The 12,429-nt window shown below is 63.6% G+C and carries 11 protein-coding genes; 5 read left to right on the top strand and 6 right to left on the bottom strand.

Features of this window, described 5'->3' with window-relative positions:
- Window positions 1–328: 328 nt before the first annotated feature.
- Both CP49_RS19725 and CP49_RS19720 read left to right on the top strand, forming a co-directional pair.
- Window positions 329–2,476 carry a L,D-transpeptidase family protein gene (locus CP49_RS19725; protein ID WP_057851882.1) on the top strand — a complete coding sequence of 716 codons (2,148 nt, stop codon included), beginning with the start codon at window positions 329–331 and terminating at the stop codon, window positions 2,474–2,476.
- A gap of 253 nt (window positions 2,477–2,729) precedes the next feature.
- Window positions 2,730–4,334: a peptidoglycan L,D-endopeptidase MepK gene (locus CP49_RS19720; protein WP_245310761.1), complete on the top strand. Its 1,605-nt coding sequence runs from the start codon at window positions 2,730–2,732 to the stop codon at window positions 4,332–4,334.
- A gap of 35 nt (window positions 4,335–4,369) precedes the next feature.
- On the opposite strand, the gene CP49_RS19715 is transcribed toward CP49_RS19720, so the two are convergent.
- The gene (locus CP49_RS19715; protein ID WP_057851880.1) at window positions 4,370–4,642 is read right to left on the bottom strand and encodes a DUF2312 domain-containing protein; all 273 of its coding nucleotides are present in this window, start codon (window positions 4,640–4,642) and stop codon (window positions 4,370–4,372) included.
- A gap of 257 nt (window positions 4,643–4,899) precedes the next feature.
- Window positions 4,900–5,202 carry a DUF1244 domain-containing protein gene (locus CP49_RS19710; protein ID WP_057851879.1) on the bottom strand — a complete coding sequence of 101 codons (303 nt, stop codon included), beginning with the start codon at window positions 5,200–5,202 and terminating at the stop codon, window positions 4,900–4,902.
- Between the two features lie 200 nt (window positions 5,203–5,402).
- Here CP49_RS19710 and CP49_RS19705 point away from each other — a divergent pair, with 200 nt between their 5' ends.
- Both CP49_RS19705 and pyk read left to right on the top strand, forming a co-directional pair.
- Entirely contained in the window at window positions 5,403–5,984 is a 582-nt protein-coding gene (locus CP49_RS19705) for a DUF1036 domain-containing protein (RefSeq protein WP_057851878.1), read from the top strand.
- Window positions 5,981–7,417: a pyruvate kinase gene (gene pyk, locus CP49_RS19700; RefSeq protein ID WP_057851877.1), complete on the top strand. Its 1,437-nt coding sequence runs from the start codon at window positions 5,981–5,983 to the stop codon at window positions 7,415–7,417. The genes CP49_RS19705 and pyk overlap by 4 nt, the downstream gene beginning before the upstream one ends.
- Before the next feature lie 54 nt (window positions 7,418–7,471).
- Here pyk and CP49_RS19695 read toward each other — a convergent pair whose 3' ends face one another.
- Both CP49_RS19695 and CP49_RS19690 read right to left on the bottom strand, forming a co-directional pair.
- Window positions 7,472–7,897 (bottom strand): OsmC family protein, encoded by a 426-nt coding sequence (locus CP49_RS19695; RefSeq protein WP_057851876.1) that lies wholly within the window; start codon window positions 7,895–7,897, stop codon window positions 7,472–7,474.
- Window positions 7,898–7,990: 93 nt separating this feature from the next.
- Window positions 7,991–8,665 (bottom strand): TetR/AcrR family transcriptional regulator, encoded by a 675-nt coding sequence (locus tag CP49_RS19690; RefSeq protein WP_057851941.1) that lies wholly within the window; start codon window positions 8,663–8,665, stop codon window positions 7,991–7,993.
- 286 nt (window positions 8,666–8,951) lie between these two features.
- Here CP49_RS19690 and CP49_RS19685 point away from each other — a divergent pair, with 286 nt between their 5' ends.
- Complete coding sequence (locus CP49_RS19685; RefSeq protein ID WP_057851875.1) at window positions 8,952–9,761, top strand: sialate O-acetylesterase; 810 nt, start codon at window positions 8,952–8,954, stop codon at window positions 9,759–9,761.
- Window positions 9,762–9,818: 57 nt separating this feature from the next.
- Here the strand turns inward: CP49_RS19685 and CP49_RS19680 are convergent, their stop codons facing one another.
- Together CP49_RS19680 and CP49_RS19675 are read right to left on the bottom strand one after the other, a co-directional pair.
- On the bottom strand, window positions 9,819–11,042 hold the full coding sequence (locus CP49_RS19680; RefSeq protein WP_057851874.1) for a glycosyltransferase family 87 protein: 1,224 nt from the start codon (window positions 11,040–11,042) through the stop codon (window positions 9,819–9,821).
- Between the two features lie 252 nt (window positions 11,043–11,294).
- Complete coding sequence (locus tag CP49_RS19675) at window positions 11,295–12,425, bottom strand: ribonucleotide-diphosphate reductase subunit beta (RefSeq protein ID WP_082646106.1); 1,131 nt, start codon at window positions 12,423–12,425, stop codon at window positions 11,295–11,297.
- Window positions 12,426–12,429 lie beyond the last annotated feature (4 nt).

The following is a 12,429-nucleotide window of genomic DNA, read 5'->3' as shown; positions in this document are numbered from 1 at the left end:
GGCGTCCGCGTGGCAAAGATCGTGGCAAACCAACGACATCAGCCATTCGGAAGCTTTTGAACCGTGGCTTGCCGGTGACAGACAAATAGCAGGGGTCGTGGCAAAAACGCGTGACCCGAGTGCAAACGGGTAGTTTGAGGTCAGTTTGTCGTGAGTTGTCCCGCATGGCGCTGGCTGCATGAAAGGGGCACATGTATCGTCTGCGTTTGATCGTGGCGTGCAGGCGTACGAGAACCAATCGAGGCCGGCGCTTTTCCCGCGCAAGCTATGACGAGCAATACCAACGACTGTTCCATGCCGGAGCAGTTTCGCCCAAGGGGGTGTGACGATGCGTGACTGTTCGATGAATCGTGCAGGATTTGACCGCGTGCTGATGGCAGTCGCGGCAACCTTCCTCACGGTGTCCGCGACCTCAGCACTGGCGGCCCAGTCGACGACGCCGCGCGCCAGCGCCGCCGAGCTCGCGATCGACGCAGCAGTTCCCCGTCCCGAACCCGCCAACGTCCCGCCTCCGACCATCGGCGACTTCAAAATGGACTCCACCGCCTCGGTGCCTGACCCAGCCAAGGCAATCGACAAGGCATCCGAAAAGCCGGCCGAGCCCAGCCCGGCCGCAAAGGCAACCGAATCCAAGCCGGCCGAAATCACCGCGCCTGCGACCAACGCCAACGACGCCGCAACCGCCGCGCCGCCGGCTGCGACGGCCACCGCACCCGCTCCCGAACCTGCCAAGGAACCGGTGAAGATAAGCACCGTCGCACAGGCCGACCAGCCGGTCGCCGACAGGCTGCGCGACATGCTCGGCGCCAAGTCGCTGCGCTATTTCGACCGCAAGAACGAGCGCGCCGCCGTCGAGAAGTTCTACTTGGCGCGCGACTACGCGCCGCTATGGACCCAAGCCGGCGCATTGACCGCCGGCGGCAAGGGCGTGATCGCCCGCCTGAAGGACGCCGCCGCCGAAGGCCTCAATCCGGCCGACTATCCGGCGCCGGATTTTGCGGCCGCCGCTTCTTCGCCCGACCAGCTCGCCGAAGCCGAACTGAAATTGACCGCGAGCATGCTGGACTATGCGCGACAGGCCCAGAGCGGCCGGATGCACTGGTCGCAGGTCGCTGCCGACATCCTCTATCCCGAGCACCCGACCGATCCCGCGGAAGTGCTGGCCAACATCTCTGCCGCCAAGGACGCTTCCGCAGCGCTTGACGGCTACAACCCGCCGCACAAGCTCTACAAGGACCTGAAGGCCAAGCTCGCCGAGCTGCGCGGCCAGGGCGACGGACCGATGATCCACATCGCCGAAGGGCCGGCGCTGGCGTTCAAGGCCGCCACCAAGAAGCAGGGTGAAGTTGCACCGGAAGACTCGCGCGTGCCGCAACTGCGCGCCAAGCTCGGCGTCGCCGAGAATCCCGACGGTACTCACTACGACGCCAAGGTTGCCGCCGCCGTGCGCAAGTTCCAGGAGAGCGTCGACCTCAAGCCGACCGGCGTGCTCGACGATCGCACGGTCAAGGCCATCAACAGCCCGAAGCGCGACCGGCACATCGACACCGTCCTCGTCAATATGGAGCGCTTGCGCTGGCTGCCGCGCCAGCTCGGCGCGGCCTCGCTCGGCAATGCCTATGTCATTCTGAACGTTCCCGACTTCACGCTGAAGGTGATGCAGAACGGAGCGCCGGTCTGGACAACGCGTGTAGTAACCGGAAAGCCCGGAAAACATGCGACGCCGATGCTGACGGAAACGATGAAGTTCATCACCGTCAATCCGACCTGGAACGTACCGCCGTCAATCATCTACAACGAATACCTGCCGGCCCTGCAGCAGGACCCGACCGTGCTGGATCGCATGGGTCTGAGGCTCGAGCGTCGCCGAGACGGCAGCATCCACATTTCGCAGCCGCCCGGCGAGGCCAACGCGCTCGGCCGCATCCGCTTCAACTTCCCGAACAAGTTCCTGGTCTATCAGCACGACACGCCGGACAAGCATCTGTTCGCCAAAGAAGAACGCGCGTTCAGCCATGGCTGCATGCGGGTGCAGAATCCGGATCAATACGCATCGACGTTGCTCAACATCGTGATGCCGAACGAGCGCTACTCGCCGGAAAAGATCCGCAGCATGTACGGCCGCAGCGAGATCGACTTGAAATTCCCGACGCCGATCCCGGTCAACATCACCTACCAGACCGCGTTTGTGGATGACGCCGGCAAGCTGCAGATCCGCAAGGACATCTATGGCCGCGACGCCGCGATGATCGCCCTGCTCAAGAACGGCCGTAGCAGGGACCTGGAGGCCATGGTCGCCCATGCGCAGCCGAGCTATTCGCGTCCGAAGGACGGTTTGCCGGCCGGCGTCAACTTTGCGAGCGACAACACCTACTCGTCCGGTCCGTCATTCTTTGAGCGCCTGTTCGGGGGACCGTCGACCGTCACGCCGCCGGCCCCGGTTGGCCGCCGGCCGCAACAGCGGTTCACCCGGTAACCGCGCCGAGCGCGATTTCCGCACAAAATCAACGATCTCGTCTCTAGGGCGAGTTCGTTTACGTTAACCACTATCCATGCCGGATTCGGCACCGGGCACTTTTTCGCCACAGTCCACGCGTTAGGTTAAGGCGTGCTTGGGGGCGGGATGGTAAACTTCGGTTAACCCTCCCGCTTTAAGAAAGCGTTCACCCTCTTTTGCCGGGGTCTGCAAAAGAACACCGTGAACGCTCGTCGACTGGGTGGGCTCATACGTGCTGGCTGGTTTCGCGCGCCAATTCAATCCGCTTGCTCTGCCAAAGGCCGGATATCGGATCGGCCTAACTTCGCTATTGCTGCTCGCAGGCGCCGGCACGGTACATGATGCGACAGCGCTGAACGAAACCCGCACCCTTTCTTTCCACCACACCCATTCCGGCGAAGACCTCACCGTTACCTTCAAGCGCGACGGGCGCTATGACGAAGAGGCGCTGAAGAAGCTCAATCATTTCCTCCGCGACTGGCGCAGCCAGGACCAGACCACGATGGATCGTCACCTGTTCGACATCCTCTGGGAAGTTTACCGCGACGTCGACGGCAGGAAGCCGATCCAGATCATCTCCGCCTACCGCTCCCCCGCCACCAACTCCATGCTCCGCCGTCGCTCCTCCGGCGTGGCGCGCTTCAGCCAGCACACGCTCGGCCACGCCATGGACTTCTACATTCCGGACGTGCCACTCGAGCAGATCCGGGCCGCCGGGCTCCGGTTGCAGCGTGGCGGCGTCGGCTTCTATCCGACCTCAGGCTCGCCGTTCGTCCATCTCGATACCGGCAGCGTCCGACACTGGCCGCGCATGACCCACGATCAGCTCGCCAGGATTTTCCCGGACGGACGCACGGTGCATTTGCCCTCCAATGGCGGTCCGCTGAAGGGCTATGAGCTTGCCCGCGCCGACATCGACCGCCGCGGCAACGGCAGCGACGCCACCACTGTCAAGATGCCGAACCTGTTCGCGGCGCTGTTCAGGGGCGGCAAGTCGACCGAAGAGGATGACGAGGGCGCCAGCGCTCCGCTCAAGAACGAGAAGCCCGCACCGGCCAGCGTGGCGGCTGCGAAATCCGCCGATCCGGTGCCGACACCGCGCGCGAAGCCGGTCGGCGCGACCATTCAGCTAGCCTCGGCCGACGCACAGATCGTAGCGGCGCCCAAAGCCAAGGCTGAGGCGAAACCGGCTGCGCAGGCTTCCGCCGACAAGGCCGAGCCGAAACCGCAGACGCCGGCAGATATCATCAACTCCCGCGGCTTCTGGGACGACGTGCCGTCCGCGGCGAATCAGGCTACCCCCGCCCAGGTCGCAGCCCTCCGGGCACGCCAGATGCTCGCCGCCACCACTGATCCGCAGCCGACCGCCAGCGTCACCGAAGCGTTCAATAAGGCGATGGCCTACGCGCCGGCCGCTTCTTCGCCGGTCGACCGCACGAACATCGTCGCGGCCTCCGCGGCGATCCCGCGTCCTGCCCGTCCGGCGCGCAATTCCGGTGCAGCCGCGACCGAAATCAATACCGTGGTCGCCAAGGGAGCCCAGGGCCAGGACAGCGTGGTCGCAACCTCGACCCGTCTCGCCGCCACCCAGGGCAACAGTGTCTGGATGCGGGTCGTGATGCTGGCGCCGAGCGCAAGCAGCGCGATGTCGACGACGGTGCTCGGTGATACCGAGATGACCCAGATGCGCAGCCACTTCGTCAAGCCGCAGGCCGCGATCGCCATGACCTTCTCGGAAGACCCGATGATGGGCATGACCTGCGACCGCTTCACGGGATCGGCGACCATGCAACTGCCGACGCAGTCGTTCGTGCTGCGTACCGCCGCGCTGCGCTAGGGTTCGCTGTCTCCGGGCTACGCGAAGCGTGTGCCTCACAGCATCCCGAGCGCCTGCATGTAGGTTTCCAAAATGGTTTCCTGCTCGGCGCGCTCGTTGGCGTCCTGCTTGCGCATCCGCACGATGGTGCGCAGCGCCTTGACGTCGAAACCGTTGCCCTTGGCTTCGGCATAGACGTCGCGGATGTCGTCGGAGATCGTCTTCTTTTCTTCTTCCAGACGCTCGATGCGCTCGATGATGGCCTTGAGCTGGTCTTTGGCGAATCTTGTCGCGGGCTCGTCCTGGACGGCGGCGGCGGAAGTGGCCATCGGGTACTCCTGAATGGGAACTGACGGTAAAGCTGAAAGATCAAGCGCCGCACGCGTTACCGCACGGCGCTTTTTTCAGGATTGACCCTCAAGATCGGGGGGCCCTGCGTCAAGGAAACATCGCGCTCATCCACAGCGCGCCCACAGGAGATGCGGAAAGCCGTCATTCCGGGGCGATGCGGAGCATCGAACCCGGAATCTCGAGATTCCGGGTCTGGTCCCTTCGGACCATCCCGGAATGACGGAGCAACTTGCGATCAATGCCCGGGGTGAATTTTCTTCATCTCGGCCAACTGCTCCGGGGTGGCCGTGCCCTGATGTTTCGCCTTCCACTCCTCATAGGGCATGCCGTAGACCGCCTCGCGGCTCTCATCCTTGCTGACGGCGACCCCCTTGGCGTCGGCCTCTTCCTTCATCCAGTTGGAGAGGCAGTTGCGGCAGAAGCCGGCCAGATTCATCAGATCGATGTTCTGGACATCGGTACGGGTGCGCAGGTGGCTGACCAGACGCCGGAAAACGGCGGCTTCCAGTTCCGTTCTGGTTTTGTCGTCGATCGTCATGGCCTTGGGTCCTGCGTCACATGGTGCCGAGCATATTGATATCAGGTGGGAATTGTCACAGATTTTGCCATATCTGCGCGCAAAATTGGCAAACCTTCACATGGAGCCGGTTTCCCATAGCGTGGGAAAGGCGTTCCCCTTCCGTTGACAGGCCCGCCTGGTCACGCGAAATCGTCAATGATTTGATATAGCTTTGCTGCATGACTGCAAAAGATTCGCGCTGCCTGACCTCCCTCTCCGATCGCATGACCGCCGGCCTGGCGCCGGTGCTTGCATTGGCGGCAGCGTGTCTGTGGAGCAGTCCGGCGGCGGCCGATTTCCGGCTCTGCAACAATACTTCCAGCCGGGTCGGCATCGCGCTGGGTTACAAGGACGCCGAGGGCTGGACTACAGAAGGCTGGTGGAATGTATCATCGCGTAGTTGCGAGACGCTGCTGCGGGGAACTCTTGTCGCACGTTACTATTACATCTACGCGCTCGACTATGACCGCGGCGGCGAATGGTCGGGGCAGGCCTTCATGTGTTCGCGCGACAAGGAATTCACCATCAAGGGAACCGAGAATTGCCTGGCGCGGGGCTACGACCGCACCGGCTTTTTCGAGGTCGACACAGGCGAACAGCGAGCGTGGACCGTGCAACTGACCGAAGCCAACGAGCAGCCCGCGCAGCGCGTGCCGGGAATTCCGGGCACAATGGGACCGGGCGGACCCGGCGGGGTACCCGGCCTGTCCAATCCGCCGGGCGGACCGGGTCTGCCGCCAGCCCCGGCGCCCAAGCAATGAGACGGCTCCGTCGTATCAAGATTCTCGCGACCCTCGGACCGGCATCGTCAGACAGCGCGATGATCCGGAAGCTGTTCGAGGCCGGCGCGGACGTGTTCCGCATCAATATGAGCCACACCCCGCACGACAAGATGCGCGAGCTGGTCAATACTATCCGCAATGTCGAGAGTAGCTACGGCCGTCCGATCGGCATCCTGGTCGACCTGCAGGGACCGAAGCTGCGGCTCGGCGCCTTCGCCGAAGGTTCGACCCAGCTCAAGAACGGCCAGAGCTTCGTGCTCGATTCCGACAAGACACCCGGCGACAATAACCGCGTGCAGTTGCCGCATCCGGAAATTCTCGCAGCGCTTCGGCCGGGCCATGCGCTGCTGCTCGACGACGGCAAGGTGCGCCTGATCGCCGAAGAGACTTCGAGCGAACGCGCGGTGACGCGGGTGGTGATCGGCGGCAAGATGTCAGACCGCAAGGGCGTCAGCCTGCCCGATACGGATCTGCCGGTATCGGCGATGACGCCGAAGGACCGCGCCGATCTGGAAGCGGCGCTGGTGACCGGGGTCGACTGGATCGCGCTCTCCTTCGTGCAGCGCGCCGAGGACGTCAACGAAGCCAAACGGATGATCCGCGGCCGCGCCGCTGTCATGGCCAAGATCGAGAAGCCGCAGGCGATCGACCGGCTCGCCGAAATTATCGACGCTTCCGACGCGCTGATGGTGGCGCGCGGCGACCTCGGCGTCGAGTTGCCGCTGGAGCGCGTGCCGAGCCTGCAGAAGCAAATGACGCGGATGGCGCGCCGCGCCGGCAAGCCGGTGGTGATTGCTACCCAGATGCTGGAATCGATGATCCAGGCGCCGGTGCCGACGCGCGCCGAAGTCTCCGACGTCGCAACCGCCGTCTATGAAGGCGCCGATGCCATCATGCTGTCGGCCGAGTCTGCCGCCGGCAAATTTCCCGTCGAAGCGGTTTCGACCATGAACCGCATCGGCGAGGAAGTAGAGCGCGACCCAACCTATCGCTCGGTGCTGTCGGCGCAGCGGCCCGACCCGGAGAATACGGTCGGCGACGCCATCGCGGACGCCGCGCGGCAGATTGCCGAGACGCTGGAATTATCGGCGATCATCTGCTGGACCTCATCGGGCTCCACGGCGATCCGCGTGGCCCGCGAGCGGCCGAAGCTGCCGGTGGTGGCGATCACGCCGAACCTTGCGACCGGCCGCAAATTGTCGGTCGTCTGGGGCGTGCATTGCGTGGTGGCGGAAGATGCGCACGACCAGGACGACATGGTTGACCGCGCCGGCTCGATCGCGTTTCGTGACGGCTTCGCCAACGCAGGCCAGCGCGTGATCATCGTCGCCGGTGTGCCGCTTCGCATCCCCGGCACCACCAACATGGTGCGTATCGCCACTGTCGGTGGGGAAGGCAAGCCGGAGAAGTGACCGGCCCCGTCATTCCGGGGCGGCGCGAAGCATCGAACCCGGAATGACGGTGAACTACTGCAACGTCGCGTCCAGCGTGATCTTGGTGTTGAGCAGTTTCGACACCGGGCAACCGGCCTTGGCCTTATCAGCCAGTTCCTCGAACGTCGCCTTCTCCGCGCCCGGGATCTTCGCATTCAACGTCAGATGAACCGAGGTGATGGCAAAGCCATCGCCCTGTTTTTCCAGCGTGACGTCGGCCTTGGTTTCCATGTGTTCGGCGGTGAGCTTGGCTTCTCCCAAAATCAACGACAGCGCCATGGTGAAGCAGGCGGCGTGCGCGGCGCCGATCAGTTCTTCCGGGTTGGAGCCGGGCTTACCCTCGAAGCGGCTGGAAAAGCCGTAAGGATAATCTTTCAGCGCGCCGCTTTGGGTCGAGATCGCGCCCTTGCCGTCCTTGATGCCGCCCTGCCATTTGGCCGATCCTGATGTCGTCGTCATCGCATGCCTCCTGATCACGGGTTGAACCGGTCGATAAGCCGCAGCGTGGCAAATGGTTGCGACAAAGTCGTGTCGCGAACAGGATGGAAGTTTCTACGCCCCGACCAGCGCCTTCGCCGGCAGCACCGCCTGCACCACGAGGCCACGGGCACGGGCATCCATCACGCCGACGGCACGCAGCGCCAACAATGTGACGGTTTGCACGGCGTCGCGCAGCCTCGCGGGGTCATCCAGATTCTCGGGCGCCAGGGGACCGACCAGCGATTCATGCAGCGCGCCGAGCAGCGCGGTGGCGGCGAGCGCCGTGTCCTGAGCGGGGAGATGTCCGGCGCGCACCGCGGCATCGATTCTGGCAGCAATCTCGCCGGAGATTTCGCGGCGGCTGGCGAGCCGCGACACCGAGACGTCGACATCGACAGGTTCGGCCAGAATGCCCCAGGCGAGCTTGCGCTGCGACAGCACATGCACGGCAACCGTGGTGACGGCGGCGGCCAGCGCCGAGGACGGCCCCGGAGCGGCATCCGCCGCACGGCGGATCGCGGCCAGTTCGTCGCGCGAGACCTCGGCGATCAGTTCGGAAATCAGCTCCGCCTTGGAGGGGAAGTAACGGTAGACGGTGCCGGCCGCGACATTGGCGCGGACCGCAACGGGGGCAATCTGCACCGCCGCCATGCCGCCCTCGGCCGCAGCGTCCCTTGCCGCCGCCAGAATCGCGCTACGCCGCGCCGCCAGCCGCTTTACGACCTGATGGGTTCGCCGATACACCATGGCGCGTTCCGTCCCCGGCGCGCCCTCGGGCCCCGTGGAGCCTGCCAGAACGCGCACACCTTCAATGTCTTGAGCGATAAGCGCACTCATCGCCTTGAAGAAGTGAACAACTATTCACGACTGATGACAAGACGGTTTCAAGACTTTCCGAACCGTTAACAGGATCGCAACGCCGATCCGCTAGCCTGTATCGAGGGCAGCCTCCGATTGTGCGCCCTGCCCTGCATGCGGCCACCGCGGGATGCCCCGGGCTTCGACGAGAACCAAACTATCCGGAGACTATTCATTGCGGCGTAAGGTGACGTTCCTGATTGGTGGCGTGCTGATCGGCGCTGTCGGCTACAAGCTCCTGACCCCTGCCACTCCCCACGTCGATTTGGCCGCAACGGCGCTGCCAGCGCGAGACGAGCGACCGTGCGCCGCCGCATCTGCGCGAACGGCCATCATCGTCGTGCATGGCCAGAGCAACGCGGCCAACTTCGGAAGCGCCCGACACTCGGCGCGCGAAGCCGTCGACAATTTCGATCCCGCGACCGGCAAATGCTTCGCCGCAGTCGATCCGCTGCTGGGCGCCGACGGCTTGGGCGGGAGCTTTGCAACGCGGCTCGGCGACATCCTGATCCAATCCGGGCGCTACGATCGCGTGATCCTAGCGCCGCTCGCCAGGGGCGGCGCTTCGCTCTTCTTCCTGAACAACGAGGGAGCGGTTCTGACCACCAACGGCATCTCGAAGCTGAAGGCAGCCGGATTAACGCCGACACATATTCTGTTCCAGCAAGGGGAAACGGACGCGACATCGACGACGTCAGCCGAACAATATGCTTCGCTGTTGCGTCAGCTTGTGAAACGATTTCGCGCGGCCGGTTTCGATGCGCCCTTCTATCTGTCACGCAGCGCAAAATGCGATTACGTCGCGCCGAAGAACATGGCTGCGGTACGTGCCGGTCAACTATCTGCCGTCGATGAAGCACTGAACATCCGCCTGGGGCCCGACACCGACACGATCGGAAATGAAGGCCGCAGTCCTGACGGCTGCCACATGAACGAGGCCGGCACGCTTGCGAATGCTGCACTGTGGGCGGCGTTCATCAAATAGCGAGCAGTGGTTTTCAAGCGACCCGCGTGCGACCGCGCCGCCATCATCTCGCGTGATTCAGGCCCCTGCCGCGACGAGCTTCGGCACCGGCTCATGCCGCCACCACGACCTCGCCCGGCGCAGGATCAGCGCGGCCACCACCAGCGTGGCGCCGAGGCCCGTCGGAATACCCGTGAACATGTAGCAGACGATGAGGGCGACGACGGTGCCCAGCGCCGGAAGCTCGTAGGCGCGAAAACCGGTCTTCAGTCCGGCGCGGACCAGGAAGCCGATCGGGATCGCCAGTACCATCATGTCGTACATGAAGAGATAGGGCGTGGTCAGCAGCGTACCGGCGGCAAGTGCCGCGGCTTTCATCGTGTAGGGCACGCGGCTTCGCCACATCAGCGCCAGCACCACGGCGACGGAAGCAGTGAGAACCCACTGGAATGCCCAGCCAAGCGGCTCGCTGCCGCCGAAGTAACGCACCATCGAGAAGATGCTTTGCAGCTTCCACCATGTCGCCTTGCCCTCGGTCAGGAAGGCTTGCGAGAATCTCGGCATCCAGTGGAAGAACGCCAGCCAGCTTTCGATGCCGAAGGCGAGCCAGGAAGCTGTGGCCAGCACCACCGCCGTTACGGCGGCGCTAATGAACACGCGCCAATGCCCGGCCGCGATCAGCACGACCGGAAACAGCAACCCGTATTGCGGCTTGTAGGTCAGCAGTCCCAAGCAGATGCCGGCGAGGACCGGCCGTATCGGGATCAAATAGAGCGTGCCGCCGATCAGCGCCGCGGTGAGGAATCCGTTCTGCCCGACATAGGAATTGACGATCACAGTCGGAATGGCGAGCGCGAGCAGAAGGCCGAAATTGTGGCCGACGATCGCGCGCATGACGGCGAGATAGGGCAGCAGGCTGACATACACCCAGCCGGCATAGCCCACCGAAAAGGGCAGCATCGCCAGCAGCGATGCGACGAACAGGAATGGCGGCGGATAGTGCCAGGCAAAATAGCCAACGAAATCCTGACCGAGCTTGGCAACCTCGATCTGCTTCTGGATATCCCAATCATAGGCCTGCGCGGGAACGCCATCGAGCACCAGGCGGCCGGCCGCCCAGACGTTGATGAAATCAGTCGGAATGCCGATGCCCTTCGGATCGTAAATCCACCAGCTCGAGAAATAGGCCACCGGGCAAAGGGCCAAATTGGCCAGCGCCAGCGCAAAGCACACCTTCACGAGCCACTCGGGAATCGGGGCTGGCTCGCGTGCGGTCCTGAGAGTGGAAAGAGAGGCGGTCATGCGCGGTCCTTGCCTGGGCGCGTCCTGTTCGAACGCGCACACCCCAAAGCAATAGGCCGGACTGAATTGAGGAAATCTTAAGTTTTAGCGCGGCAACGGCGGTTTTTCCCGTCGTCCCTGCGAACGCAGGGACCCATAACCACCGATGCTGGTTGCTTCAGGTCGGCGTCTCCCGCAGTGCCTCATTGATGGATTACGCGGTATGGGTCCCTGCGTTCGCAGGGACGACCGTTTGGGCATACAGCAATCCCTCTACTCCCAGCTCAGCGCACCGCCGTTCTGATACTCGATCACCCGTGTCTCGAAGAAGTTCTTCTCCTTCTTCAGGTCCATCGCCTCCGACATCCAGGGAAACGGATTCTCGGCTTCATCAAACACCCGCGCCAGCCCAAGTTGCGCGCAGCGGCGGTTGGCGATGAAGTGCATATAGCTCTCGCACAGCGCCGCATTCAGGCCGAGAAAGCCGCGCGGCATGGTGTCCCGCCCATAGGCCGCCTCTAGCTCAGCCGCCTCGCGCACCATGGCGCGGACTTCGTCCTGAAACGCCTTGGTCCACAGATGCGGATTCTCGATCTTGATCTGGTTGATGACGTCGATGCCGAAGTTCAGATGAATCGATTCATCGCGCAGGATGTATTGGTACTGCTCCGCGATCCCGACCATCTTGTTGCGGCGGCCGAGCGAGAGGATCTGGGCGAACCCGGTATAGAACCACATGCCCTCGAAGATGACGTAGAAGGCAACGAGGTCGCGCAGGAACGCCTGGTCGGCCTCCGGCGTCCCGGTCCTGAAATCGGGATCGTCGAGATGCTGGGTATGTTTCAGCGCCCAGGCCGCCTTGTCGGTGATCGACGGCACCTCGCGGTACATGTTGAACAGCTCGCCCTCGTCGAGGCCGAGGCTTTCGACGATGTACTGGAAGGTGTGGGTGTGAACGGCCTCCTCGAAGGACTGCCGCAGCAGATACTGCCGGCATTCCGGATTGGTCAGATGGCGGTAGATCGCCAGCACGATGTTGTTGGCGACGAGGCTTTCGGAGGCCGCGAAAAAGCCGAGATTGCGCTTGATGGCGCGGCGCTCGTCCTCGGTAAGGCCGTCGCGCGACTTCCACAGTGCGATGTCGGCCTGCATCGAGACTTCGGTCGGCATCCAGTGATTGTTGCAGCCGGCGAGATATTTCTCCCATGCCCATTTGTATTTCAGCGGCAGCAATTGATTGACGTCGGCGCGGCAGTTGATCATCCGCTTGTCGTCGACGGATACCCTGCCGCCGCTTCGGTCGATGGTGCCGAGGCCGGTTTGATCGGCCACAACGATGGTTTGGGCCACCACGGTGGGCGGCATCTGGCGCGAGGGCGCAGCGGGTTCGGACCAGTCGAGCATTGTC

The sequence above is a fragment of the Bradyrhizobium valentinum genome (assembly GCF_001440405.1).
Taxonomy (GTDB): domain Bacteria; phylum Pseudomonadota; class Alphaproteobacteria; order Rhizobiales; family Xanthobacteraceae; genus Bradyrhizobium; species Bradyrhizobium valentinum.
This window is presented reverse-complemented; position numbering and strand designations above follow the sequence as displayed.